At 72.4% G+C, this 25,665-nt stretch carries 21 protein-coding genes; 13 read left to right on the top strand and 8 right to left on the bottom strand.

What is annotated here, in order from left to right:
- Nucleotides 1-45 precede the first annotated feature (45 nt).
- The 3 genes from AFM16_RS35735 to AFM16_RS35725 are packed head-to-tail and all read left to right on the top strand — an operon-like array spanning nucleotide 46 to nucleotide 8,224.
- On the top strand, nucleotides 46-5,559 hold the full coding sequence (locus AFM16_RS35735) for a glutamate synthase-related protein (protein WP_078636462.1): 5,514 nt from the start codon (nucleotides 46-48) through the stop codon (nucleotides 5,557-5,559).
- 5 nt (nucleotides 5,560-5,564) lie between these two features.
- On the top strand, nucleotides 5,565-7,313 hold the full coding sequence (locus tag AFM16_RS35730; RefSeq protein WP_078637215.1) for a sulfite reductase subunit alpha: 1,749 nt from the start codon (nucleotides 5,565-5,567) through the stop codon (nucleotides 7,311-7,313).
- A gap of 2 nt (nucleotides 7,314-7,315) precedes the next feature.
- On the top strand, nucleotides 7,316-8,224 hold the full coding sequence (locus AFM16_RS35725; protein WP_078636461.1) for a hypothetical protein: 909 nt from the start codon (nucleotides 7,316-7,318) through the stop codon (nucleotides 8,222-8,224).
- A gap of 67 nt (nucleotides 8,225-8,291) precedes the next feature.
- On the opposite strand, the gene AFM16_RS35720 is transcribed toward AFM16_RS35725, so the two are convergent.
- Nucleotides 8,292-8,462: a DUF5670 family protein gene (locus AFM16_RS35720; RefSeq protein ID WP_078636460.1), complete on the bottom strand. Its 171-nt coding sequence runs from the start codon at nucleotides 8,460-8,462 to the stop codon at nucleotides 8,292-8,294.
- A gap of 162 nt (nucleotides 8,463-8,624) precedes the next feature.
- Between AFM16_RS35720 and AFM16_RS35715 the strand changes: the two genes are divergently transcribed.
- Entirely contained in the window at nucleotides 8,625-9,335 is a 711-nt protein-coding gene (locus tag AFM16_RS35715) for a vWA domain-containing protein (protein WP_078636459.1), read from the top strand.
- A 1-nt stretch (nucleotide 9,336) separates the two neighbouring features.
- Here AFM16_RS35715 and AFM16_RS35710 read toward each other — a convergent pair whose 3' ends face one another.
- On the bottom strand, nucleotides 9,337-10,212 hold the full coding sequence (locus tag AFM16_RS35710) for a GntR family transcriptional regulator (protein WP_078636458.1): 876 nt from the start codon (nucleotides 10,210-10,212) through the stop codon (nucleotides 9,337-9,339).
- A gap of 229 nt (nucleotides 10,213-10,441) precedes the next feature.
- Between AFM16_RS35710 and AFM16_RS35705 the strand changes: the two genes are divergently transcribed.
- From AFM16_RS35705 to AFM16_RS35685, 5 genes are read left to right on the top strand one after another with little or no spacing between them, the layout of a single operon-like run.
- Nucleotides 10,442-11,707, top strand: coding sequence for an extracellular solute-binding protein (locus AFM16_RS35705; RefSeq protein ID WP_078636457.1), 1,266 nt, complete (start codon nucleotides 10,442-10,444; stop codon nucleotides 11,705-11,707).
- A 38-nt stretch (nucleotides 11,708-11,745) separates the two neighbouring features.
- Nucleotides 11,746-12,726 (top strand): carbohydrate ABC transporter permease, encoded by a 981-nt coding sequence (locus AFM16_RS35700; protein ID WP_030782633.1) that lies wholly within the window; start codon nucleotides 11,746-11,748, stop codon nucleotides 12,724-12,726.
- The gene (locus AFM16_RS35695) at nucleotides 12,723-13,562 is read left to right on the top strand and encodes a carbohydrate ABC transporter permease (RefSeq protein WP_078636456.1); all 840 of its coding nucleotides are present in this window, start codon (nucleotides 12,723-12,725) and stop codon (nucleotides 13,560-13,562) included. The genes AFM16_RS35700 and AFM16_RS35695 overlap by 4 nt, the downstream gene beginning before the upstream one ends.
- Before the next feature lie 39 nt (nucleotides 13,563-13,601).
- Nucleotides 13,602-15,131 carry a beta-N-acetylhexosaminidase gene (locus AFM16_RS35690; RefSeq protein WP_078636455.1) on the top strand — a complete coding sequence of 510 codons (1,530 nt, stop codon included), beginning with the start codon at nucleotides 13,602-13,604 and terminating at the stop codon, nucleotides 15,129-15,131.
- Between the two features lie 58 nt (nucleotides 15,132-15,189).
- Complete coding sequence (locus AFM16_RS35685) at nucleotides 15,190-16,623, top strand: cellulose binding domain-containing protein (protein WP_078636454.1); 1,434 nt, start codon at nucleotides 15,190-15,192, stop codon at nucleotides 16,621-16,623.
- A gap of 17 nt (nucleotides 16,624-16,640) precedes the next feature.
- Here AFM16_RS35685 and AFM16_RS35680 read toward each other — a convergent pair whose 3' ends face one another.
- Entirely contained in the window at nucleotides 16,641-17,546 is a 906-nt protein-coding gene (locus AFM16_RS35680) for a LysR family transcriptional regulator (protein WP_078636453.1), read from the bottom strand.
- 100 nt (nucleotides 17,547-17,646) lie between these two features.
- Here AFM16_RS35680 and AFM16_RS35675 point away from each other — a divergent pair, with 100 nt between their 5' ends.
- A complete protein-coding gene (locus AFM16_RS35675) occupies nucleotides 17,647-18,663 on the top strand; it encodes an NADP-dependent oxidoreductase (RefSeq protein WP_078637214.1) in 1,017 nt (338 codons plus the stop codon).
- Here AFM16_RS35675 and AFM16_RS35670 read toward each other — a convergent pair.
- Nucleotides 18,648-19,583, bottom strand: a complete 936-nt coding sequence (locus tag AFM16_RS35670; protein WP_078636452.1) for an amidohydrolase family protein — start codon at nucleotides 19,581-19,583, stop codon at nucleotides 18,648-18,650. The genes AFM16_RS35675 and AFM16_RS35670 overlap by 16 nt on opposite strands.
- 145 nt (nucleotides 19,584-19,728) lie before the next feature.
- Here AFM16_RS35670 and AFM16_RS35665 point away from each other — a divergent pair, with 145 nt between their 5' ends.
- Nucleotides 19,729-20,610, top strand: a complete 882-nt coding sequence (locus AFM16_RS35665) for a polysaccharide deacetylase family protein (protein ID WP_078637213.1) — start codon at nucleotides 19,729-19,731, stop codon at nucleotides 20,608-20,610.
- 46 nt (nucleotides 20,611-20,656) lie between these two features.
- Entirely contained in the window at nucleotides 20,657-21,043 is a 387-nt protein-coding gene (locus tag AFM16_RS35660) for a VOC family protein (RefSeq protein WP_030782651.1), read from the top strand.
- Here the strand turns inward: AFM16_RS35660 and AFM16_RS35655 are convergent.
- On the bottom strand, nucleotides 21,036-21,929 hold the full coding sequence (locus AFM16_RS35655) for an oxygenase MpaB family protein (protein WP_078636451.1): 894 nt from the start codon (nucleotides 21,927-21,929) through the stop codon (nucleotides 21,036-21,038). The genes AFM16_RS35660 and AFM16_RS35655 overlap by 8 nt on opposite strands.
- Nucleotides 21,930-21,941: 12 nt before the next feature.
- On the bottom strand, nucleotides 21,942-22,301 hold the full coding sequence (locus tag AFM16_RS35650; RefSeq protein ID WP_030782657.1) for a winged helix-turn-helix transcriptional regulator: 360 nt from the start codon (nucleotides 22,299-22,301) through the stop codon (nucleotides 21,942-21,944).
- Nucleotides 22,302-22,445: 144 nt separating this feature from the next.
- Here AFM16_RS35650 and AFM16_RS35645 point away from each other — a divergent pair, with 144 nt between their 5' ends.
- Complete coding sequence (locus AFM16_RS35645; RefSeq protein WP_030782661.1) at nucleotides 22,446-23,096, top strand: FMN-dependent NADH-azoreductase; 651 nt, start codon at nucleotides 22,446-22,448, stop codon at nucleotides 23,094-23,096.
- An 82-nt stretch (nucleotides 23,097-23,178) separates the two neighbouring features.
- Here the strand turns inward: AFM16_RS35645 and AFM16_RS35640 are convergent, their stop codons facing one another.
- The gene (locus tag AFM16_RS35640; protein ID WP_030782664.1) at nucleotides 23,179-24,237 is read right to left on the bottom strand and encodes an NAD(+)/NADH kinase; all 1,059 of its coding nucleotides are present in this window, start codon (nucleotides 24,235-24,237) and stop codon (nucleotides 23,179-23,181) included.
- 46 nt (nucleotides 24,238-24,283) lie between these two features.
- Nucleotides 24,284-25,573, bottom strand: a complete 1,290-nt coding sequence (locus tag AFM16_RS39720) for a TetR/AcrR family transcriptional regulator (RefSeq protein ID WP_143648510.1) — start codon at nucleotides 25,571-25,573, stop codon at nucleotides 24,284-24,286.
- Between the last annotated feature and the right edge of the window lie 92 nt (nucleotides 25,574-25,665).

The raw sequence follows: 25,665 nt of genomic DNA, 5'->3' as shown, positions 1-25,665 counted from the left end.
GCAGCCTGGCCGTTCCGCTGCCGGAACCCGCTCTCAGGACCGCTCTTGAATCACTCGACCTCGGGTCTGTACGACCCTGCCCGCGACCACAGTGACTGCGGCGTCGGTTTCCTCACCCGTCTCGACGGCACGCCGAGCCATGACGTCATCCTCAAGGGCGACGAAGCGCTCCGCGCCATCCCGCACCGTGGCGGCAGTTCGGCCGAGGGTGTCGGCGACGGCGCGGGCGTGAGCGTCGACCTGTCGGTGGAGTTCTTCGGCGCCCTCACCGGACAGCCGCTGCGCGCCGGGCACTTCGGCGTCGCCAACTGCTTCGTGCCGGCCGACGCGGACCGTCGCGAGGCCGCGGTGGACCTCGTGGGCCGCGGCATCGCCGCGCAGGGCTTCGAGGTGCTGCTCGTCCGTGACGTGCCGGTGGACCACAGCGTCGCCCGTCCCGCCGCCGAGCAGTACCAACTGCCCATCGTGCAGTGGGTGTTCCGCGCGCCCGAGCAGTGGGAGCGGGCCGAGGTCGACGCCGCCGCGCACCGCGCGCTGCTCGCGGTCGAGGCCGTCGCCTACGCCGACGACACCTGCGCCGGGCTGTATCCGCTGTCGCTGAGCGCGCGCACCCAGGTGCTCAAGGGACGGCTCAACTCCGGTGAGGTCATCGGCTACTTCACCGATCTGTGCGACCCGCGGCACTCCGTGCGCTCGCTGTACTTCCACACCCGGTTCTCCACCAACACCGAGCCGCACCCCACCATGGCGCAGCCGTTCCGCCTCATGGCGCACAACGGCGAGCTGAACACCGACCGCAAGAACCGGCTCTCCGACGAGGCGCTCGCGCGGGCCCGCACCCGCAGCATCGTGCGCCCGCCGGGGCAGTCCGACTCCAGCCGGCTCGACCAGACCTTGCAGAGCCGGGTGTTCGACGACGGTCTCGACCTCGTCGAGGCGGTCGTGTCGCTGATGCCGCCCGCCTGGGAGAACGACGGCACCCTGCCCGACGCCGTCCGCGACATGCTGGAGTACTTCTCGCTGTACGAGGAGAAGAACGACGGTCCGGCGGCCGTGATCTTCAGCGACGGCGACGTGGTCGGCGCCCGGCTCGACCGGCTCGGCCTGCGCCCGCTGCGCACCGTCGAGACCGCCGAGTACCTGATGGTGGCGTCGGAGGCCGGGCAGGTCGCGTTCCCCGACGACGAGGTCGTCCACCGGGGCCGTATCGAGGCCGGCGGCATGCTCGTCATGGACCACCGCACCGGCCGCCGGATGCGCACCCGCGAGGTGCTCGACGCCCTCGCCGCGCGCCGCCCGTACAGCGAACTCCTCGACGCGGCCCGGGTGAACCTCGACGACCTGCCGGCGCCGGACTACTACCGGGGCACCACGACACTCGGCTACGACGGCGATCTGAGCCTCGCGGGCCGGTACGTGGCGTACTCGCTGAACCAGGAGAGCTTCCGGTTCATGCTCGACCCGATGCTCGCCACCGGGTCGGAGCGGATCTCCGCGATGGGGTACGGCAACGCCATCAACGCGCTCAGCGACACCGAGGGCGGTATGGCGAAGTACTTCTCGCAGCGCTTCGCCCAGGTCACCAACCCGCCGCTGGACAGCATCCGCGAGGCCGACGGCATGAGCATGCGCGTCGCGCTCGGCCCCAAGCCGGACGGCACCGGCAACACCAACGGCCGTCAGCTCGTGGTGAGTTCGCCCGTGCTCGGGCATCTCGACATGGTGCGGCTGCGCGACCAGCGGATCGTGCCGCTGGAACGGTTCGCCATGCTCTACGCCCCGGTGTCCGGGGACGAGACGGCCAACGCCGACGCCCTCCGCACCGCGCTGGGCCAACTCTGCGACGACGTGGAGCGGTTCGCGGCCGGCGGGGGCGGGATCGCGCTCCTCACCGACCGGGCGATCTCCTCGACGCGCGCCCCGCTGCCGGTGATCCTGGCCGTCGCCGCCGTCAACCAGCGGCTGATCGAGACCGGGCTCAGGCTGCGGGTCTCGATCGTCGCCGAGAGCGGCCAGCTCGCCTCGTCGCACCATGTGGCGACCGCGCTCGGCTTCGGCGCCTCGGCCGTCTACAGCCTCAGCGCACGGCTGCGCGCCGAGGAGAAGTACCCGAGCGCCGCGGCGCCCGCCGGTGAGATCACCGAGACCGACCGGGCCCTCGCCAAGTTCCGCAAGGCGGCGGAGAAGTCGCTCGCCAAGACCATGGGCCGGGTCGGACTGTGCACCGCCGAGAGCTACATCGGCGGCGAGTTCTTCGAGCCCAACTACCTCGACACCCGCGACGACGTGTTCGCGCGGACCTTCCCGCACATGGAGGCCCCGGTCGGCGGGGTCGGCTTCGCCCGGATCGCGCAGGCCGCGACCGACTGGCACGAGCGGGCCCGCGCCGTGGAGACCGAGCAGCAGATCCCGCTGCTGGGCCTGTTCAAGGAGCGGTCGGACGGCGCCGGACACTCCTTCGGCGTCACCGCCGTGCGCGGCTTCGGCGGAATGACCGAGGAGCGGCCGGAGTTCGGGCGTCCCGGCGACCCGGAGGCCCTGCGCCTGCTCACCCTCGGCCAGCTCGACGACGCGTTCGGCATCACCGACGCCGCGTACCGCAACACCGGGTACGACGCGCTGAGCGACGCCGAGATCGACGCGTTCCGGATCACCCCCGGGTACCGCGACTTCCTGCGCACGACGCACGAGGAGCGCTCGCGCCGCCCGGCCGCGCTGCGGGACGTGCTCGCGCTGCCCGCGGACGTCACCGGGCTGCGCACGGCGGAGGACTTCGCCCGCGAGCTGGGCCGGTTCTCCACGACCGGCAACGCCAGCGTCACGGCCCGTGGGGTCAGCGTCTCCGCCCTCGACGGGACGGCCGTACGGCTGAGCCTGACCGTGCCGGGACCCGACGGCGCCGAACGTCATGCCGCGCTGGCCGCGGGGCTCGCCCTCGCGCACCCCGGCGAGGTCGAGACGGTGGACGTGCGGGCCGACCGCGTGGACGTCACCGCCGTCGGCACGGCCGCCCGGCTGCTCGCGCTGCTGGACGGCGCCCCGGACAGCGTCCCGCTCGACGAGGTGCAGCCCGCGCACGAGATCACCCGGTCGCTGGCCTCCGGCGCGATGAGCCACGGCGCGCTGGTGGCGACCGCGCACGAGGCCGTCGCGCACGGCACCAACATGGTCGGCGGCATGTCGAACAGCGGCGAGGGCGGCGAGCACCACTCCCGCTACGGCACCATCCGCGGCTCGCGCATCAAGCAGTTCGCGTCCGGCCGGTTCGGCATCTGGGCGGGCTATCTCGCCGACCCGATGCTCCAGGAGCTGGAGATCAAGATCGGTCAGGGCGCGAAGCCGGGCGAGGGCGGCCAGTTGCCCGCGCCGAAGGTCACCGTCGACATCGCGGCCGCGCGCGGCGGCACCCCGGGCGTCGAGCTGATCTCGCCGCCGCCGCACCACGACACCTACTCGATCGAGGACCTCGCGCAGCTCATCCACGACTGCAAGGCCGCCCGCGTCCGGGTCGTCGTCAAGCTGGTGTCCTCGGAGGGCATCGGCACCATCGCGGTCGGCGTCGCCAAGGCCGGCGCGGACGTCATCAACGTGGCCGGGAACACCGGCGGTACGGGTGCCGCGGCCGTCACCAGCCTGAAGTACGCGGGGCGTTCGGCGGAGATCGGGGTCGCCGAGGTGCATCAGGCGCTCGTCGCCAACGGGCTGCGGCAGAAGGTCGTGCTGCGCTGTTCCGGCGCGCACCAGACCGGCGGCGACGTCGTCACCTCGGCCCTTCTCGGCGGCGACAGCTTCGAGTTCGGCACCACGGCGCTGATGATGCTCGGCTGTGTCATGGCGAAGAACTGCAACGTGAAGTGCCCGGCCGGACTCACCACGAACGCCGAGGCGTTCGAGGGCGACCCGCGCGCGCTGGCGCAGTACCTCCTCAACATCGCGCACGACGTCCGGCAGATCCTCGCCCGGCTCGGACTGCGCTCGCTGCGCGAGGCCCGCGGCCGCACCGACCTGCTCCAGCTCCTCGACCACCCGGCGAGCGTCGGCCGGCTCGACGTGCGCCGGCTGCTGGCGCGCGTCCCCGAGAAGACCGTGGCGGACCCGGAGTACCTGGAGAAGGACTTCACCACCGACGACGCGCTCATCGAGCGGGTCCGGGCCGCGCTCGTGGACCGGCGCGAACCGTCCGTGCTCGTGGACGGCATCCGGCTGCGCAACAGCGACAAGTCGGTGGGCGGCCAGCTCGGCATCGACGTCGAGCGGCTCCTCAACCACGAGTTCGACGGCGACGTGCCCGCCGTCGTCGCCGACGACCGCGGCCGCCGCCGGCTGGTCGACGGCGCCGTCCGGATCCGCACCAACGGCTCGGCCGGCCAGTCGTACGGCGTCTTCTGCAACGACGGCATCACCCTGGAGCACACCGGCACCGCGAACGACGGCGTCGGCAAGAGCCAGAGCGGCGGCCGGATCGTCGTCCGCGCCCCGGGCGGCGGCAGCGCCGAACGCGGCGGCAACGTGCTCGTCGGGAACTTCGCGCTGTTCGGCGCGACCGGCGGCCGGACCTTCGTCCAGGGCGAGGCCGGCGACCGGTTCGCCGTCCGCAACTCCGGCGCCACCGCCGTCGTCGAGGGCGTCGGCGACTTCGGCTGCGAGTACATGACCGGCGGCACCGTCCTCAACCTCGGCGGGTTCGGCAAGGGCCTCGGCAACGGCATGAGCGGCGGCTTCCTCTACCAGTACGACCCGGAGGGCGAGCTGGCCGGGCGGGTCAGCGCGGACTCGCTGCTGGTGTTCCCGGTGACCGACACCGGGCACGGCGCCTTCCACGAGCAGGCCGTACGCCTGCTGCTGGCCTGGCACGCCGAGGCGACCGGCTCGCCGCTCGCGGCCCGGCTGCTGGCGGACTGGGAGAACGAGCGGCGGCACGTGTACTGCGGGATGCCGCGGGCGCTGCTGCTGTCCCAGGACGCCGGTGAGATCCTCGCCGCCGCCACCCGCTCCGAACTCCTGGACGAGCTGGCGACCTCGATCGCCACGGACAAGCTGCGCGCGTTCAAGGTCGACTACCGCGACCGCCGTACCGTGCTCGGCGGCCGGGCCCCGGCCTTCGGCGACCAGGGCAGCGACGACATGTTCTCGCTGCTGTCGTCGTACGCGGTGCTCGGCGCGGCGCAGGACCTCGCGCTCCAGCGGGTGCCCGGGGCGAGCGGCCCGGACGATCCGCGGGTCGCCGAGGCCGTCCGCAACCTCGTCCTCACCGAGGACTTCTTCGTCAAGCAGCGCGTCGTGAAGTATCTGCGGGGCACGCTGGACCGCTTCGACGACGGCGAACTCGCCACGCTCATCGCGATCAAGCGGCTCGACGACTACAAGAGCGCGCTGCGGCAGCGCAACAACCTCAGCGTGGACGCCCCCGGCACCTACGGCTGGATCCTCCACCAGAACGCCAAGAACGCCGGCCGCGTGCGCGCCGCCCGGTTCGACGAGCTGCTCGCCACGGCGGCGCTCGACGACATCGCCGGACGCCGCGTCCCGCAGGCCCCGACCGAGACGGTGACCGCGTGAAGCTCATGCCCCCGAGCGGGACCCTCATCCCGGCCGACGCCCCGTTCTCCGCCGCGCAGGAAGCCTGGCTCGCCGGGTTCATCGCCGGTATCGCGGCCGCCGGACGGCGCGACGCCGCGGCCGGTGACGCGCCCGCGGCGACCGTCGACGTCCTGTTCGGCACCCAGACCGGCAACGCCGAACTCCTCGCCGGTGAACTCGTCGCCGGGGCCCGCGCCCGCGGCCTGGGCGCGAACGCCCTCGCGCTCGACGCCGTCACGCCCGAGCGGCTCGCCGCGATGTCGCACGTCCTCGTCGTCACCTCGACCTACGGCGAGGGCGAGATGCCCGACAACGCCGGACTGTTCTGGGAGGCGCTCCAGGCCGACACGGCACCCCGCCTGGAGGGGCTGCGCTACTCGGTCCTCGGCCTCGGCGACCAGGGCTACGACGACTTCTGCCAGGCCGCGAAGCTGATCGACACCCGTCTGGAGCAGCTCGGGGCGACCCGGCTGCACGACCGGGTGGACTGCGACGTCGACTTCGAGGAGCCGGCCGGGGTGTGGTCGGCGGCGGTCCTGGAGCTGATCGCGGCGGAGACGGGTGCGAGCGGCGGCGAGGGCCGTGCGGAGCCGGGCGCGGAGGCGCCCGCCCGGACGCGCTCGCCCTGGAACAAGCGCAACCCGTACCCCTCCCGGCTCGCGGTGAACCGGCTGCTGTCCTCGCCGGGCAGCGCGAAGGAGATCCGTCACTTCGAGTTCGACCTCGGTGACAGCGGCATCACCTACACGGCGGGCGACGCGCTGGCCGTCGTCCCGGTGAACGACGACGCGCTGATCGGCACGCTCCTCGAACACCTCGGCGCGAGCGGCGAGGAGGAGGTCGACGGGCGGCCGCTCGTCGAGGTGCTGCGCACCGGCCGCGAGATCCGCACCCCGTCGAAGGAGCTGATCGCCGACCTCGTCGAGCGGGCGCCGTCCAGCGACCTCGCCTCGGTCGTCGCGCACGGCGACCGCGGCGACCTCGACTCCTGGCTGTGGGGGCGCGACGTCCTCGACCTGCTGCGGGACGCCGGGTCCGCCGCCCCGGGACTGGCCGAACTGCTGCCGCTGCTGCGGCCGTTGCAGGCCCGCCAGTACTCGATCTCGTCCAGCCCGCTCGCCCACCCGGACCGGATCCACCTCACCGTCGCCTCCGTGCGCTACGCGAACGCGCTCCGCCGGTACGAGGGGGTCGCCTCGACGTACCTCGCGGACCGCACCGCCGAGGGCACCACGGTCGGCGTCCACCTCCAGCCGAACGCCTCCTTCGGCGTCCCGGCGGACGACGACGCCCCGATCGTCATGATCGGCCCCGGCACGGGCATCGCGCCGTTCCGCGGCTTCCTGCACGAGCGGGCCGCGCGGGGCGCCTCGGGCCGCAACTGGCTCTTCTTCGGCGACCAGCACCGCGCCACGGACTTCGTGTACGAGGACGAGCTGACCGCGCTGCGCGAGCGCGGCGTGCTGACCGAACTCGACCTGGCGTTCTCCCGCGACCAGGCCGAGAAGATCTATGTGCAGACCCGGATGCGGGAACGCTCGCGCGAGCTGTACGCGTGGCTGGAGGACGGCGCGTACGTCTACGTGTGCGGCGACGCCTCCCGGATGGCGAAGGACGTCGAGGCCGCGCTGCTGGGCGTCATCGGCGAGCAGCGCGGACGCGGCGAGGACGACGCGGCGGAGTACCTGGCGGACCTGCGCCGGGCGAAGCGCTACGTACGGGACGTGTACTGAGGATGACGGACCATCACGCCGACCGCGGCTGCGTGTTCGAGGGCTGCTGCGGCCGGCGGAACAGCAGTGTGCGGCTGATCGACGCGCGGATGCCGGAGCTGGCCCGCTGTCTGACGCTGTTCCAGTACGTGCAGGCGGTCACCGGGGGGCCGGTCGCCCGGATCGACCAGGCCGGCAGTTACGCGGTCCCGAGCCTGCGCGGCGAGGCGTTCGCCGTGCGGCCGGGCTCGATCACGCTGCGGCTGGACGGCGACGGGATCGCGTCGGCGGTGGTCGCCCGGGACGACGGCACCGGCACGGTCGCCCTGCACCTCTTCGACGAGGACGGCCGCACCGCGCACCAGGGCCGGCTGCTGTCCGACGGCGACCGCCTGCTGGCGGGCCTGGCCCGCACGGTGGACGCGGGAACGCGGCTCGCCGACCCGTCCGCCGTGTGCGAGGTCCCGGCCTGGGAGAACGGCGACCAGCTCGCCCAGCTCGACGCGGTCCTCGCGGACGGCGGGGCGGCGCGGCGCCGGGCGTTCGCGCGCTACGGCGCCGAGCACCGCCCGGTCGACGTGGACGTCCTCCCCTCGGTCCTCGACCACGTGTGCTCCGTCGGACTCCCCGTCGGCGTCGCGGTGTTCGCCCCGGCGGCCGTGCAGGCGTGCGCCGGCCGGGTCCACGTCACCGACCGGACCGTGGGCGGGCGGGTGTTCGCGGCGATCGCCGACGCGTCGTTCGAGTTCGACCTCACCGCCGTCCACGCCTGCCACCTCGTCCGCTCCCCGGCGGCCCACGGACTGACCTCGGCCCTGGAACTGGACGACGCCGACGGCCACTGCGTCGCCATGATCACCCAATTCGGAATCGTCGGCGAGGACGTCCACGGCGCGTGGGAGGACCTGACGGCGTCGCTCCCGGACGCGTAATTCCCGTAAAACCGCCGAAGGGCCCTCTCCGCCTTCGCGGACAGGGCCCTTTCCGTTGGGGCGTCACTCACCAGCGGTACCAGCGACCCCTACGGCCACCGCTCCCGGCGGGCCGCACCACGAAGCCGAGCAGCCACAGCACCAGCACGATCACCGCGATCCACCACAACGCCTTGAGCGCGAACCCGGCACCGAAAAGGAGCAGAGCGAGAAGAAGAACTACCAGAAGGGGAACCATGTTTATCAACCTCCGCTCACTCAAGTGCCCCCCGAATTCTTCTTCACGCCTTCAAATTCGCCGCGCATGTTTCCGCGGTTTCGGGGAAATCGCCAACGCCCGGACGTGACGGCCCCCGCCCTGCCAGAGTGGCTCCCCACACCCACAAGGAGCCGCCCCGTCATGCCGATCGACTTCTCCAAAGTGCCCGCCGGTCTCGTCGACCTCACCAAGACCGCCGCCGTCTCCCTCGAGAAGCGCGGACTCGCCGGGCAACGGGCCGCCGTCTACCTGGTGCTGGACCGGTCGGGCAGTATGCGCGGCTACTACCGGGACGGCAGCGTCCAGCATCTCGCCGAGCAGGCGCTCGCGCTGTCCGCCAACCTGGACGACGACGGCATCGTGCCCACCGTCTTCTTCGACACCGACGCTCATCCCGTCGTCGACATCGGGCTCGACGATCATGTGGGCCGGGTCGCCGCGATCCATGACGCGCTCGGGCACATGGGGACCACCAACTACGCCGCGGCGATGGACGAGGTCATCGATCACTACCTCGACGCCGGCACCGACGACCCGGCGTTCGTGATCTTCCAGACGGACGGCGGGCCGGACTCGCGGCGGGCCGCCGAGCAGACCTTGTGCAAGGCCGCGCGGCTGCCGATGTTCTGGCAGTTCATCGGGTTCGGACCCGACCGTTTCGACTTCTTGCGGAAGCTCGACGAACTGGCGGTGCCGCGCAAGCGGGTGATCGACAACGCCGGGTTCTTCGCCGCCGGGAAGGACCCGAAGCGTATGTCCGACGCGGTCCTCTACGACCGGCTGATGGGCGAGTTCCCGGACTGGCTGGTCGCGGCGCGGGCGGCCGGGATTCTCGCGATGGCCGGGGTGTGAGTCAGCGGGGCGGGTGGATGTCTCCCTGGGTGGTGAGGGCGACCGTGTCCTGGTGGGCGAAGGCGCCGGGCGGGATGCCCGGGAGATGGCCGGCGGCCGGCTCGTGCGTGGCCTTGGGGCCCAGGGTGAGGCGGGAGACGATGCGGTAGCGGTCGCCGCGGTAGACCGAGTGGACGTACTCGACGGGCCGGCCGCCGGTGTCGCTGGTGAGGCGTTCGAAGAGGAGTGCGGGTGACAGGTGCGGCACCCCGAGGAGTTCGGCCTCCGCCTGGCTGACGACGGTGGGCTCGATGGTCTGCACGGCCTCGCTGACCTCGACACCGTGCCCGTCGCGCAGGTGGTCGTACAGGTCGCCCGTCTCCAACTCCCCCGCGGTCAGGGCGGGTACGAGGTCCGCGCGGATGTGGAGGTGCTCGATGGCCATGGGCTCGCCGTCCACGAGCCGCAGTCTGGCCGCGAAGACGACGGGTGCGGCCGGTGACAGCCGGAGCTTACGGCCGACCCGGGCGCCGGCGGCGACGGTGGTGAACTCCAGCAGCCGGCTCGACCAGGCCCCCGAGGCCCGCGGAAGGGCCATGGCCCGCTGGTCGGAGACGAGTTCCTGGGTGATCTTCTCCGGCGCGACGAACATGCCCCGCCCGTGCTCGCGCACGAGCAGCCCGGCGGCCACGAGTTCGTCGACGGCCGCCCGCAGTGTCGGCCGGGAGACGTCGAGGGTCGCGCACAGGGACCGTTCGGAGGCGATGGCGTCGCCGGGGCGCAGCGACTCGATGAGTTCGAGGAGGTAGTCGCGGACCCGCTCCCGCTTGAGGACCGCCCCCGACGCACCGGAAGCCCCCGCCCCGCCCGCCTGCCTGTCACCCTGCCGCGCTGTCACCTGACCACCTTCTCACTGTTGACCACCCGCCGTCACTGGTCAGGTGCAGTGTAACCACTCCGGGAGGGCAGCGAGACGATCTCTCGTCGCAAGTCTCCCCAAAACCCGTTCGTACACAAGGGGTTGACGCCCCTATTGGTCTATGCCACCTTCATCGACCAACAAGAGGTCACCTATCCAGTTCATCAACTGGTCAGGTGGTCCGGCGCCATTCTCCCAGGGGTGAACTGTGAAGCTCCGCATGCTTGCAGGTGTCTGCGCACTGGTCCTCGCCGGAGGCATCAGTGCCTGTGGCGGCTCCGGGTCGTCCGGCGACTCCGCCGACGGCACCACGACGATCGACGTCTGGCTGATGCGCGACAGCGTGTCGGCCCGGTTCCAGAAGGAGTTCGTCGCCGGCTTCGAGTCCGCGCACCCGGACATCAAGGTGAAGGTGCAGATCCAGGAGTGGGACGGCATCGGCGAGAAGGTCACCGCCGCCCTCGCCAGCAACGACGCCCCCGACGTCATCGAGACGGGCAACACCCAGGTGGCCCAGTTCGCGCAGAGCGGCGGACTGCTCGACCTCAGCGACAAGGTCGACGAACTCGGCGGCAAGGACTGGCTGCGCGGTCTGGCCGAGCCCGGCGCCTACGAGGGCAAGCAGTACGGCATCCCGTACTACGCGGCCAACCGCGTCGTGATCTACCGTACGGACCTGTTCGAGAAGGCCGGCGTCGATCCGGCCGCCATCAGGACCCGCGACCAGTGGATCACCGCCACCGAGAAGCTCAACCAGGCCGGTACACAGGGGATCTACCTGCCCGGACAGACCTGGTACGCGCTGGCCGGGTTCATCTGGGACGAGGGCGGCGACCTGGCCACCGAGTCCGGAGGCTCCTGGAAGGGCACCCTCGACACCCCCGAGGCCCTGCGCGGCATGGACTTCTACAAGGAACTCCAGGCACTGGGCAAGGGCCCCCGTGACTCCGACGAGGCCGAGCCGCCGCAGGCCGAGGTCATGGCCCAGGGCAAGGTCGCGCAGATCATCTCCACGCCCGGCGGCGCCAACGTCGTCATCGAGAGCAACCCCGAACTCAAGGGCAAACTCGGCTTCTTCCCCATCCCCGGGAAGACGGCGGACAAGCCCGGGTCCGTGTTCATCGGCGGCTCCGACCTCGTCATCCCCGCCGCCTCCGGCAAGCCGGACGCCGCCTTCACCTTCGTCAAGGAACTCACCGGCGACACCTGGCAGCGCAAGCTCGCCCAGGCGATGAGTTACGTCCCCAACAAGACGACCCTCGCCGACGCGGTCGCCTCCGACCCCGGCACCGCGGCCATGGCGGCGGGCGCGGCCGTCGGCCGGGCGACCCCCAACACCCCGGGCTGGGCCGCCGTCGAGGCGAAGAACCCGATCAAGGACTACATGACGGCCGTGCTCACCGGCGCCGACGCCCGCACCGAGGCGGCCAAGGCGTCCGAGTCGATCACCAGCGCCATGAAGTCGGGCTCCTGAAAAGGGACGTGCGGCCCGACACCGGAAGGAGAGACGTCGTGTCGACAGTCCGCGACCGCCCGGCGAAGCGCCTCCCGGACGCCCGGCCGGTGCGGCGGTCCGCCCGGCCGGCCCCCGGCAGCCCCCGCACCCCCGGCAGGGCGTGGCCGTATCTGCTGGTCGCCCCGACCGTGCTGGGGATGCTGTATCTGCTGGTCTATCCCCTCGCGCGCGCCGTGCTGATCTCGTTCCAGGACTTCCGGCTCCGCCAACTCATCCGGGGAGACGCCGAGTTCGTGGGCCTGCGGAACTACCGCACGCTGCTCACGGACGCCCGCTTCTGGGAGGTCGTGCGCCGCACGTTCCTGTTCATGGCGATCAACGTCGTCCTGATCATGGTGCTCGCCACCCTGGTCGCCCTGGTGATCGAGCGGCTGGGCCGGGTGGGCCGTACGGCGGTGCTCAGCGCGCTGGTGCTCGCCTGGGCCATGCCGGTGCTCGCCGCCACCACCGTGTTCCAGTGGCTGTTCCACTCGGAGTTCGGCATCGTCAACTGGACGCTGACCAGCCTGGGTTTCGAGTCGTTCGACCGCTATCCGTGGTTCGCGCACGGCCCGGCCGCCTTCACGATCCTCGTCGTCCTGATCGTCTGGCAGTCCGTGCCGTTCGCGGCCGTCACCCTGTACTCGGCGCTGACCACGGTGCCGACGGAGCTGTACGAGTCCGCCCGGCTCGACGGCGCCTCGGCCCCGCGCATCTTCCGCTCCGTCACCTTCCCGACGATCCGGCCGATCTTCATGCTGGTGTTCTCGCTGGAGGTGATCTGGACGTTCAAGGCGTTCGTGCAGATCTGGGTGATGACGAACGGCGGTCCGGGCGACGCCACCACCATCCTGCCGGTGTACGCCGTCCAGACCGCCCTGTCGAGCCAGCGCTACGACCTCGGCTCGGCGGCCTCGATGGTGACCGTCGCGCTGATGGCCGCCGTGCTCGTCCTGTACTTCCGCCAGATGTTCCGCCAGGAGGGCGAGGCCCTGTGAGGTCGGCACGCGTGCGTCTTCGACGCCTTCCCCTGCACATCGCGGCGGGGCTGACGATCGCCGTCTGTCTCTTCCCCGTCTACTGGATGGTCACCACCGCGTTCAAGCCCAACCGGGACATCCAGTCCGACACCCCTCAACTGCTGCCGCAGACCTGGACGCTGGACCACTTCCGCACCGCCGTCCACGCGGACGGGTTCGGGCTGTTCTGGCGCAACAGCATCCTCGTCACCCTCGGCGCGGTCCTGCTCGCGCTGGTCGTGGCGCTCGGCGCCGCCTTCGCCGTCGCACGGATGCGGTGGCGCGGCCGGCGGCAGTTCGTCCTCATGGTGTTCATCGCGCAGATGGCGCCGTGGGAGGCCCTGATCATCCCGGTCTACATCATCTCCCGCGACACCGGCATGCTCGACCGGCTGCCGACGCTCACACTCATCTACTTCATGATGACGCTGCCGTTCACGATCGTGGTGCTGCGCGGTTTCATCGCCGCCATCCCGCCAGAGCTGGAGGAGGCGGCGCAGGTCGACGGCTGCACCCGGGGCGGCGCCTTCCGGCACATCGCGTTCCCGCTGCTCGCCCCCGGTCTGATGGCCACCTCGCTGTTCGGCTACATCACGGCCTGGAACGAGTTCACCTACGCCAACTTCCTGATCATCAAGCATCAGGACAGCCGCACGCTGCCGGTCTGGCTCTCCTCGTTCCAGAACGTCTTCGGTACCGACTGGGGCGCCACCATGGCCGCCTCCACCCTCTTCGCCCTGCCGGCCCTGGCCGTGTTCCTGCTGCTCCAACGCCATGTGACCTCCGGCTTCGCCGCCGGTGCCGTCAAGGGCTGACCGACCGGCCCCGCACGCCGACCCCTCCGGGAGACCTCTGTGCCCGCACCCCCACCGGACGCCACCCTGCTGCCCCGGCCCACCAAGTCCCGTGCCCGACAAGGAACGTTCACCTTCTCCCCCACCACCTCCCTGCGCGTCACCGAAGGAGCCGAACCGGCCGCGGAGCTGCTGCGCACGCTTCTGACCCCCGCGACGGGACTGCCGCTGTGCCCCGCCGGGGACGGGACCGTCGTCCTCGCTCTGGACCCCGGTCTGACGGGCCTCGGCGACGAGGGCTACGGCCTCACCGTCGGCCCCCGTTCCGTGCTGCTGCGCGCCGCCCGGCTCACCGGACTGCTGCGCGGGGTGCAGACCCTCCGCCAGCTCCTGCCCGTGCGGGCGCTGGCGGGGACACCGCAGCGCGGGGTGCGGTGGACCCTGCCCTGTGTCGAGATCACCGACGTCCCCCGGCATCCCTGGCGCGGCGCGATGCTCGACGTGGCCCGGCACTTCCAGCCGGTCGCGTATCTGCGCCGCTATGTCGACCTGCTCGCCCTCCACAAGATCAATGTGTTCCATCTGCATCTGACCGACGACCAGGGCTGGCGGATGCCGGTCGCGGCCTACCCCAAGCTGACCGAGATCGGCGGCCACCGCGCGCAGTCCCTGATCGGGCCGACGGGCGACACCTTCGACGGCGTCCCGCACGGCGGCGCCTACACCCGCGCCGAACTGGCGGGCCTGGTCGAGTACGCGGCCGCGCGGGGGGTGACGGTCATGCCGGAGATCGAGATGCCCGGCCATGTCCGGGCCGCCCTGGCCGCCTACCCGCGGCTGGGCAACGATCCCGGCCGGACGCCGGACGTCTGGACCCGGTGGGGGGTGTGCGACACGGTCCTCGGCGTGCACGACGAGGTCCTCGACTTCTGCCGCACCGTCCTGGAGGAGGTCATGGACGTCTTCCCGTCGCCGTACGTCCACGTCGGCGGGGACGAGTGCCCGCTGACGGAGTGGGAGCGCAGTCCCGTCGCGCAGGCCCGGGTCGCGTCCGAGGGGCTGGGCGGGACCGCCGGACTGCACCGCTGGTTCCTCGGCCGGATCGGGGACGTCCTCGTGCGTGCCGGGCGGCGGCCGGTCGGCTGGGCCGAGACCGGCACCGAACTGCCCGCCGGCTTCACGGTGATGGCCTGGCGCGACCCCGCGCACGCCCTCGCCGCCGCCGGCCGCGGCCATGACGTGATCAACGCCCACTACCGGGCCACCTACCTGGACTATCCGCAGCGCGACGACCCGAGCGAGCCGCCGGGCCAGCCGGGTGCCGTGGTCGGCCTGCGGGACGTCCACGGCCACGATCCGGTGCCCGAGGGCGCGGACCCGTACGCCGCCGCGCGGGTGCTGGGGACCCAGGCGCAGCTCTGGACGGAGTTCGCCGCGACGCCCGAGCGCCTGGAACACCTCACCTTTCCCCGGCTGTGCGCCCTCGCGGACCGCGGCTGGAGCGGGCCCACCGCATGGGACGACTTCCGGTCCCGCCTCGACCGGCACACCCCGCGGCTCGACGCGCTGGGAGTGGGCCGCCGTCCCTGAGATCCGACGGCCCCCTCCCCGCCCGGCACCGCGACAACCCCACATGAGAGGAATCAGCATGACGTCACGAACCCGTCCGGGCAGGCCACGCGCCAGTGTGGCCGCGGCCGTCGCCGTGGTCCTCGGCGCGGCCGGCCTCGCCGCCCTGCCCGTCACCGCCGGAGCGGCCGCCGCCGATGTGGCCGTCCAGTACCGCACCAGCGCCTCGGGCGCCACGGCGGACCAGTCCGAGCCCTGGCTGAAGGTCAGGAACACCGGCGACGGCGCCGTCCAGCTCAGCACCGTCAAGGTCCGCTACTACTTCAAGGCCGACGGCGCCGGCACCGCCTACCGCTTCGCCTGTTCCTGGGCGGTCAAGGGCTGCGGCAACATCACCGGCACCTTCGGCACCCTCGCCAACCCCACCGCGACCGCCGACCGTTACCTGGAGATCGGCTTCACCCCGGGCGCGGGCAGCCTCGCGCCCGGCGCCGACACCGGGGACATGCAACTGCGCTTCCACCGCGCCGACTGGCAGGTCCTGCGGCAGAGCGACGACTACTCGTTCGGGCCCGCGCAGACGACGTACGCCGACTGGTCGAAGGTCACCGCCCAGTTGTCCGGCAGCACGGTGTGGGGCACCGCCCCCGAGGGCAACGGCCCGACCGACCCGCCCACCGATCCGCCGACCGACCCGCCCACCGGCGGACAGAGCCTGTTCGACGACTTCACCTACACCACCTCCAGCGATCCGAGGATCGCCGCGCACGGCTGGAGCGTGCGCGCGAACGCGGGCGGCCCCGGCGTGCCCGGCGCCACCTGGGCCCCCGAGAACGTCACCTTCGCCGCCTCGGCGGGCAACACCGTGATGAACCTGCGGACCTCGACCGCGGGCACGGCGGCGAGCACCAAGCACACCGAAGTCCTCACCCAGGCAACGAAGTTCAAGAACGGCACCTACGCGGCCCGGGTCAAGTTCGCCGACGCGCCGGTGTCCGGGCCCGACGGCGACCACCTGGTGCAGACGTTCTTCACCATCAACGACCTCAAGGCCCCGATGGCCGACGACTACGCCGAGTACGACTTCGAGTACCTGCCCAACGGCGGCTGGGGCGAGCCGTCCAACATCCTCTACACGACGTCCTGGGAGACCTACAACCCGGACCCGTGGCAGGCGGTCAACCAGCACACCGAATCCCGCCAGAGCTACACCGGCTGGCACGACCTGGTCCTGACCATCGACAACAGCGCCATCACGTACTACGTCGACGGTCAGCTCTTCGGCACGCACGACGCCGCCTATCTGCCCGAGCGGCCCATGTCGATCAACTTCAACCAGTGGCTGATCGACCTGGCCGGGCAGACCTCCACGACCCCCCGCTCCTACGACCAGCAGGTCGACTACGTGCTCCACGTCAAGGACCAGGTGCTGACCCCGGCCCAGGTCACCGCCAAGATCAACGCCTATCGCGCGGCCGGGACCGCCTTCGAGGACACGGTCCCCGCCAACTAGCCCACGCGGAACGGGACTTACGGCGCTCCCCGGTCGGCGGGGAGCGCCGCCCGCAGTTCCCGTACCAGCGCGCGCACGACGGCCGAGCCGGCCAGTTCGGAGGTGGTGACGTAGCCGACCCGGCGGGTCGGGCGGCCCGGCCCGAGGTCGGTGACCGCGACCGAGTCGGGCGCTCCGGTCAGGGAGAGGGCCGGCATGATCGCCATGCCGTGACCGCCGCTCACCAGGGCGAGCACGGCCCCGTCGTCCTCGGCCTCGATGGTGGCCTTCGGGATCCAGTCCTGCGCGGCCCACCAGTCGCGGGTGTACGAGCCGCAGTTCTCGGCCCAGTCGACCAGCGGCAGCGAGCGCGGGGCGGGATGCCCCGGGGTGTGCACGAGGGCGTACGGCTCGTCGAGGAGTCCGTGCGCGACCAGTCCCGGCGGCAGCGGCGCCGAGCCGCCCAGGGTGGCGATGGCCAGGTCGGCCTTGCCGTCGGCCACCTCGCCCGCGGTGCCCCGGCCCACCTCGCGGACGACCCGCACCCGCGGCTCGATGCCGGGGTGCCGGTCGCGCAGCCGCCGCAGGACGGGAGGCAGCAGATGGAGGGCGGCGCTGCGGAACGCCGCGATGCGCACCACCCCCTCCGCCGCGTCGGGGCGGGCCGCGCCGCGCGCCTCGGCGGCCAGGACGTCCAGCAGCCGCAGCACCCGGCGGGCGTGGGTGACGGCCCGCTCACCGGCCGGCGTGGTCCGGGCGCCGGCACGGCCGCGGTCGAAGAGGACGGCGCCGATCTTGCGTTCGCTGCCGCGCACCGAGTGGGAGACCGCGGACTGGGTCAGTCCGAGGGCGCCGGCCGCCGCCGAGAAGCCGCCGGTGTCGGCGACGGCCACCAGGACCCGCAGTTCCTGCGGGGCGAGATCGGAGTCGGTCGTGCGGGCCACGGGGCGCTCACCTCGGTGTATGAGGACGGCTCATGAAACGGCGGGTCGCATGAACCCAACCGGCTGCCGGGGCACGGCATTCCCGGCCTACGGTCCCGGCATGAACGACATCGCGCTCACCGTGCAGCAGACCGCCCGCCCCCACGGCTTCCCCACCACCGGCGACTTCGCCTTCGTCGAGTCCCCGCTGCCCGAACCCGCGCCCGGCAGCGCGCTCGTGGAGAACCTCTACTGGTCCGTCGACCCCTACCACCGCGAGATGATGGACGACGTGCCCGGCGGCTTCACGCTCGGCGCGCCCCTGGAGGGCCGGACCCTCGGGCGGGTGGTCGCCTCGCGCACGCCCCGGCTGCGCGAGGGCGAGATCGTGTTCCACCGGCGGGGCTGGCGCACCCACTCGGTGGTCGCCCCGGAGGAGAGCCGGCCGCTGCCCCGGTTCGACGGGGTGCCCCTGACCGCGCACCTGAGCGTCCTCGGCGGCACCGGCCTCACCGCCTATGTGGGTCTGACCCGGATCGCCCGGCTCCGGGAGGGGGACGACCTCTTCGTGTCGGCCGCGGCGGGCGGTGTCGGTACGGCGACGGGCCGGTTCGCCCGGTTGCTGGGCGCCGGACGGCTGGTGGGCAGCGCGGGCTCGGCGGCCAAGGCCGGATATCTGACCCGGGAGGTGGGCTACGACGCCGTCTTCGACCACCATGCCGGGCCCGCCGCCGAGTTGCTCGCGCAGGTCGCGCCGGACGGGTTCGACGTGTTCGTGGACAACGTCGGCGGTGAGCAACTGGCGGCAGCGGTCGGCGCGTTGCGGGAGTTCGGGCGGATCGTCCGGGTCGGCACGATCAGCCAGTACAACACCCCGGACGCGCCGCCGCCGCGCTTCGACCACGCGGACATCGTGGAGAAGAGCATCCGCATGGAGGGCTTCCTGGTCAGCAACTACCGTGACGTACAGGAGGAGTTGGAGGCGTTCGCGGTGCCGCACCTGCAGAGCGGGCGGCTCGCCCTGGACGAGACGGTGGTGGACGGCTTCGAGCACATCGTGGACGCGTTCCTGGGGATGCTGCGCGGCGAGAACCTCGGCAAGATCATCGTGCGGGATATCTCTCAGACCCCGTCCTGAGCCGGCCCGGCCGTGCCGAACAGCTCCGCCGCGTTGTCGTGGCACACCGCGCGCAGCCAGTCCGCGCCGAGGTCCAGCCGTTCCAGCGCGTGGAGCTGATGGGCGTACGGATAGGGGATGTTGGGGAAGTCGGTGCCGAGGAGGACGCGGTCGCCGAGGTCGGCCAGGCGGGGCAGGGCCGTGCGCGGGAACGGCATGAAGGACTCGGTGAAGTCGGTGAACGCCATCGTCGTGTCCAGCCGCACCTCCCGGTACCGCTCGGCGAGGCCGAAGAACTCCTCGAACTCGGGCATCCCCATGTGCGCGACGATCAGGCGCAGCCGGGGGTGCCGGGCCAGCACCCGGGCGATCGGCTCGGGGCCGGTGTGCTTCCCGGGCGCGGGCCCCGAGCCGCAGTGGATCACCACGGGCACCCCGGCCTCGGCGAGCAGTCCCCAGGCGGGCAGGAGGAGTTCGTCGGCGGGGTCGTACGCCCCCACCTGCACATGGGCCTTGAAGACGCGCGCACCGGCCTCGACGGCCTCCCGGACGTACGCCTCGACGCCCGGTTCGGGGTACAGGGTGGCGGTGTGCAGGCAGTCGGGGGTGCGGCGGGCGAAGTCGACCGCCCAGCCGTTGAGCCACCGGGCCATGCCGGGCTTGTGCGGGTAGAGCATGGCGGTGAAGGCCCGTACGCCGAACCGCCGGAGCAGGTCCGCCCGTTCCGCCTCCTCCTGGCGGTAGGTGATCGGCCACTCCAGCCCGCCGGTCATCGGCCCGAGCGCGTCGAAGTACTCCCAGACCTTGCTGTGGACGCGCTCGGGCATGAAGTGCGTGTGGACGTCGATCAGCCCGGGCAGCCCCAGCCGCTCCCAGAAGCGGCGGACCTCTTCGACCTCGGCGGCGGGGGTGTCGACGGGGACCGTGTGGTGATCATTCATGCCGCCCACGATCGGTCAGGACCGGGCCCCGGGTCCACTCCCCCGCGTCAGGGATCCCTCCCGGTGTGACAGGGTTCCCTCCGGACGGAACCTCGGACACATGTTCGCCGTCAAGCAGTGCGAACGGTGCGAGCGGACGAACGGCATGGGGTGGCACGCGGTGGACAGGCGGATCATGGGGGCGGCGCTGGCCGGTCTCCTGCTGGTGTCGGGGCTGGCGACGGGCTGCGGGACCGGGCGCGCGGCGGACTCCCCCGCCTCCTCCCCGCGCCCCTCGACGCCGGAGGCCCGGCCGTCCCACACCGAGGCGGGCGCGCGGACCGGCACCGAGGCGGCCTACCGCAAGTGGGGGATCGAGCCGCTGGCGGCACCCCCGGCCCCGCCGGCCGACAAGCCCGCCAGCCCGGGGGCGGCGGGCGGAAGGGCGTCCGACGGCGGGGTGCCGGTGATCAGCGACATACCCACCGAGGAGAAGATCGTCTTCCTCACGTTCGACGACGGGGCCGAGAAGGACCCGGAGTTCCTGAAGATGATGGAGGAGCTGAAGATCCCCTTCACGATGTTCCTCACCGACTCCGCCATCAGCTCCGACTACGGCTACTTCGAGAAGCTCCAGGACCTCGGCGCCGGCGTCCAGAACCACACGCTGACCCATCCGAACCTGCGCACCCTGGGCGCGGCCGCCCAGAAGCAGGAGATCTGCGGCCAGCAGGAGAAGCTGAGGAACCGGTACGGCACCGCGCCCCGGCTGCTGCGCCCGCCCTACGGCAACTGGAACGAGGACACCCGGACCGCCGCCGCGTCCTGCGGCGTCGAGGCGATCGTCCTGTGGCGCGAGTCCATGCAGATCAAGAACATGCAGTACCAGCGCGGCGACCGGAAGCTCCACCCCGGTGACATCGTCCTGGCCCACTTCCGGGGACCTTCCGAGCTGAAGGGCACGACGATGACCGAGATGACGGCGAACATGCTGCGCCGCATCCAGGAGCAGGGCTTCACCGTGGCCCGCCTGGAGGACTACCTGTGAGGCCGGCCGGGTAGCGGACCGGGCGCCGCCCGACTTTGATGGGCCCATGAGGATCCATCTGTCGAGCGTCTTCGTCGACGACCAGGAGAAGGCCCTGCGCTTCTACACCGATGTGCTGGGCTTCGTGAAGAAGCACGACGTCCCGCTGGGCGTGGACCGGTGGCTGACCGTGGTGTCCCCGGAGGACCCCGACGGCACCGAACTGCTGCTCGAACCCTCCGGCCATCCCGCCGTACGGCCGTACACGACGGCGCTGGTCGCGGACGGCATCCCGGCCACCTCCTTCGCCGTGGACGACGTCCCGGCGGAGTTCGACCGGCTGCGCGGCCTCGGGGTGCGCTTCACCCAGGAACCGGTGGAGGCGGGGCCGGTGACGACCGCCGTCCTGGACGACACGTGCGGCAATCTGATCCAGATCGTGCAGGTCAAGTAGCGCGGCCCGCCGCCCGGCGGGCGAGGACCAGGGCGAGGGTGAGCCGCAGCGGCGGCGGCACGAGGGCCGTCAGGACGCGTACGGCGCGGGCGAACCGGCGCAGGGCGCGCTCCTGCCGCGGGCTCCAGCTCAGGTGCAGCCGCTCGCGCAGGACGGGCGGCAGGGTGCCGACGGTCACCAACAGGGCGTAGTGCGCGACGAGTCGGGCGACGGGGTTCCAGAGCGGGTCGGGCAGACGGCGGAACGGCTTGGCGGGGTGGGCGAGTTCGGCGAGGACGTCCCGCACCGACGCGTTGTACTCCAGCCGGTGGGTGACCATGTCGTCGTAGTAGGCGAGGAACGACGGCCAGTCCGGGGGCAGATGACGCTCCTTCAGGCCCCACACACGGCCCACATCCCGCATCCCCCGGTAGTACTCCTCCAGTTCGTCCGCCGGCATGCCCTTGCCGAACACGGTCAGCGCGTCCACGGGGCCCTTGACCAGGGTGGCGTGCACCCAGTGGTACGCCTCGGGGTCGAGCGCGCGGTACGGGCGGCCCGTCGCGTCGGTGCCCTTCATCCCGGCGTGCATCCGCAGCAGTCGGCGCGCCTCGGCGGTGGCCGCCTCCTGGCCGCCGTAGACGACGGTGGTCAGGGAGAGCAGGGTGCGGATCAGGCGGGGCCAGGGTTCGGCGCGGAAGTTGCTGTGGTCGGCGACCCCGGCGCCGACGACGGGGTGCGCGACCTGGAGCAGCAGGAGGTGCGGAGCCATGAGCGTGCCGCGGATGTCACCGAAGCGGCGCCAGACCACCTCGCCCCTGCGCGGTGCCCGGATCCGCGCGATCTCCTCGACTCGTGCCGCGGGTATCGGAGCCGGCCGGTCCGACGGGCGTGATACGCCGGTCATGTCGCCTCCGTCCTACTCGGTGCAGGGCCCGCTCTCCGGCAGGTGCTCCTCGGCCCACTTGCCCAGCGCCCTGAGGGCGGGTTCCAGCGCGGCGCCGGACGGGGTCAGCCGGTAGGACACCCGCAGCGGCGGCCCTTCGTCGACCTCACGGACGACCAGGCCCGCGGCGCCGAGTTCGGTGAGCCGGTCGGACAGCATGCGCTCGCTGATGCCGGGCACGGCCCTGCACAGGTCGGCGAAGTGGGCGGGCTGTTCCACGAGCACGGCGACGATCGGCCCGGTCCAGCGCTTCCCGAGCAACTGGAAGACGCGGGTGATGCCTCCGTCGACCTGCCTGCATGCCGCTTCGTCGTGCCTCTGCTCCACCGCCATGACCCCAGGATACTGCCCCTGACGTAGGGAGGTGAAAAAAAGTAAGTCCATGTGCTATCTATAGCTAGGTACGAATGGTCAGCGGGTCGGGCCCGTCCCGGCGCGGCCCGCGGCGCCTTCCCCTTCCGCTCCGTTGGAGATCACATGGCCACCCTTCTGCACATCGACTCGTCCGTGTTCCCCACGTCCGCGTCCTCCTCCCGCGCCGTGGCCGAGGCGTTCCGCTCGGCCTGGGCGGAGCAGCACCCGGACGGCACGGTGATCCACCGTGACCTCTCCGCCGCACCGGTCCCGCACCTCACCGCCGACGCCCACACCGCGGGTCTGTCCGATCCGTCCGGGCACACGCCCGGCCAGGCCGCGGCCTTCGCCGAACGGCTGACGCTCATCGAGGAGCTGGAGCGGGCCGACGCCGTGCTGATCGGCGCCCCGATGTACAACTTCGCGATCCCGTCCACCCTCAAGGCATGGCTGGACAACGTGATCCTCTTCGGCCGCACGGCGGGCGAGACCCCCACGGCCAAGGGCACCCCGGTCACGGTCATCGCCAGCCGGGGCGGCTCCTACGAGCCGGGGACACCGAGGGAGTCGTACGAGTACGTGCGCACCTACCTGACGACGGTCTTCGCCGACACGCTCGCCATGGACCTGGACTTCATCGTCCCGGAACTCACCATGGCCCCGCACAACCCGGCCATGTCCGAGCTGGTGCCGCTCTACGAGGCGTCCCGCGAGCGGGCCCTGACCGCGGCGGCCGCCAAGGCCAAGGAACTGGCGGACCGACTGGCCGCGTAGCCCCGGCCGCCCCACCCGAGCAACGTGGTCCTGCCGAAGGACAGTCGGCAGGACCACGCGCACCACCCTAGGTCGACAGGGCCTAGGGTCCGTCCCACACCGAGGACAGCTCCAGGTGGGCCAGGTCTCCCGGTGGGGGTGTCGTCACCGACCACAGGGGGGCGGAGGTGCCGTCGGCGACCGCGGCCGGGGCGTCGGTGAGGTTCATGCGCCGGCGCAGGCGGCCGTAGAAGTCCATCGGTCCGAGGCGGACCGCGCGCAGCCGGCGCGGGGACGCGTACACCGCGATCCACTCCCCCGGCCGGACCACTCCGCGCACCTGCCCGTCGACGCTGACGGCCGCCGAGCCGGACCGTTCGAGCAGCCGCAGCCCGATCGGCTCGTCCGGCGCCGCCACGACCGAGCGGTTGAACGCCATGTGCGGCGCCACCGGCGTGAAGATCAGCGCGTCCGCCCGCGGTGACACCACCGGGCCGCCCGCCGCGAAGCTGTACGCCGTCGATCCCGTCGGGGTTGCCACCAGCAGCGCGTCGGCGGAGTAGGCCGCCAGCAGCCGTCCCGCGAGGTAGACGCCGACGGACACCTGACGGTCCCGGGAGATCTTCTCCAGGACGACGTCGTTCAGCGCGGCGACCTGGAGGGCGACCCCCCAGTCCGCGTCCGCCTCGCAGTCGTCCCGCACCTGGGGCGGCGGCGGCACGGGGCCACGGCCGTACGCCAGCAACGCCCCCATGTCCGGCGGCATTTCGAGGCGGCGCGAGGCACGCATCGTCAGCAGCATGCGGCTGTCCACCGTCATCCGGCCCTCGTGCACGGCGTCCAGCGCGGACCGCACCGTGTCCGCCGGCACCTCGGTCAGGAAGCCGACCCGGCCCAGGTTCACGCCCAGCACCAGCGCGTCGTCCACCGCGGCCAGCCGGGCCCCGCGCAGGAACGTGCCGTCCCCGCCCAGGGTGACGATCAGATCGGGGTCGGCGGCCTCGGCCATCTCCTCGCGCGCGCTGTGCCGTCCGCTGCCCCACACGTCGATCTCCGCGCACGCCACCCCGTGGTCGGCGCACCACCCGTGCACCACCTCGGCGGCGGTCCGCGCCTCGGCGCGTCCTCCGTGCACGACAAGACCGACACGTTCCACCGCCACGACCGCTCCGCTCCGCTGCCGACGACCAGACCGACAGCCGCCATCGTCACAGCGCGGGGCGCCCCGCATCCGGGCGCCACGCCGGGCCGGTCGCGGCCGCCGCCGTTCCGGGGGCCAGGCAGGCCGGCCACCCCCGGGCGAGCAGGCCGAAGACGACGTCCAGCGTGTGGCGGGCGTCCGGCTCGGTACGGGCCAGGTCGGGGATCTGGAGGACGTAGCGGGCGAGGAGCCGGGCGGTGAGGTCGCCGTCGGGGAGCCCGGCCTCCTCGGCCACGGCGACGGCGAGGTCGTCCTCGGCCGCGGTCCAGGTGCGGAGGGCGTGGTCCGCGAGGTCGGGGGTGGCCCGGACGAGATCCAGGGTCCGCCGGACGTCCGGGTCGGGGTTCCGTTCGAACGGGCCCCGGGTGGCCATGTGGTCGTGCAGGGCCCGCAGCACGCCGTGTCCGACGGGACGCTCCCGGACCGCGCGCACGAGGGCGGCGACATGGTCGGCCCGGCCGCCGGGGAAGACCAGGCTGGCCTTGCCGTCGGGGAAGTGGGCGAACAGGGTCGCGAGGGAGACTCCGGCGGCGTCCGCCACCTCGCGGACGCCGACGCCGTCGTACCCGTGCTCGCCGAACAGGTCCAGGGCGGCCCGGTTGACGGCGGCGCGGGTCTCGGCCTTCTTCCGTTCCCGCAGCCCCGGCGGGCGGGCGGGCGACGCGGCCGCCTCGGGCGGTGCCGTGCGCGGCGGTCTGCGGAGTTCGGGGGCGGGCCAGCCGTCGGCGAGCAGGGTCACCGCGGCGTCGAGGGTGCGGCGCGGGTCGACGTCGTGTCCCGGCCGGGCGCGGTCCAGGAGGAAGCGGGCCAGGGCCCGGCCGGCGACATCGGCCCCCGGCGCGTCGGGGCCCGCCTCCGTGATCGCCCGGCCCAGCTCCTCCTCGTTGCGCAGCCACATGCGGCGGGCGTGGTCGGCCAGGGCGGGGGTGTCGGACACGAGCCGCTGGAACTCCGCGTGCCGGGGGTCGCCGGACGCCGCCTCGATCCGCTGGAGCAGCCAGGACCGGAGCGCCGCCAGGACCGGGGTCCCCTCGGGCCGGTCGCGCACGGCGCCCGTCAGGCTCGCCTGGAGGTCGTCCTCGATGTCGAAGACGAGGGACTCCTTGGTCGGGAAGTGCTTGAACAGGCCGCTCATCGACACGTCGGCGGCCTCGGCGACGTCCTTGACCGTCACCCGGTCGTAGCCGCGCTCCAGAAACAGCCCGAGGGCGGCCTCGGCGATCGCCTGCCTGGTCGCGGCCTTCTTCCGCGCCCTGCGCCCCACTGCCGCCTCGGTCACCCCGGTCACGTCGGTCATGTCCGCAGTCTACCGAACCGAACAGAACGACTTCGAAAGTGAAGCTGTTATGGTTTTAGAGCGACTGCACGAATGAACCTGTCTCGGTTTCC

This window comes from Streptomyces antibioticus (assembly GCF_002019855.1).
In the GTDB taxonomy this organism is placed as follows: Bacteria; Actinomycetota; Actinomycetes; order Streptomycetales; family Streptomycetaceae; genus Streptomyces; species Streptomyces antibioticus_B.
Note: the sequence above shows the minus strand (reverse complement) of the source record. Positions and strands in the feature narration are given on the sequence as shown.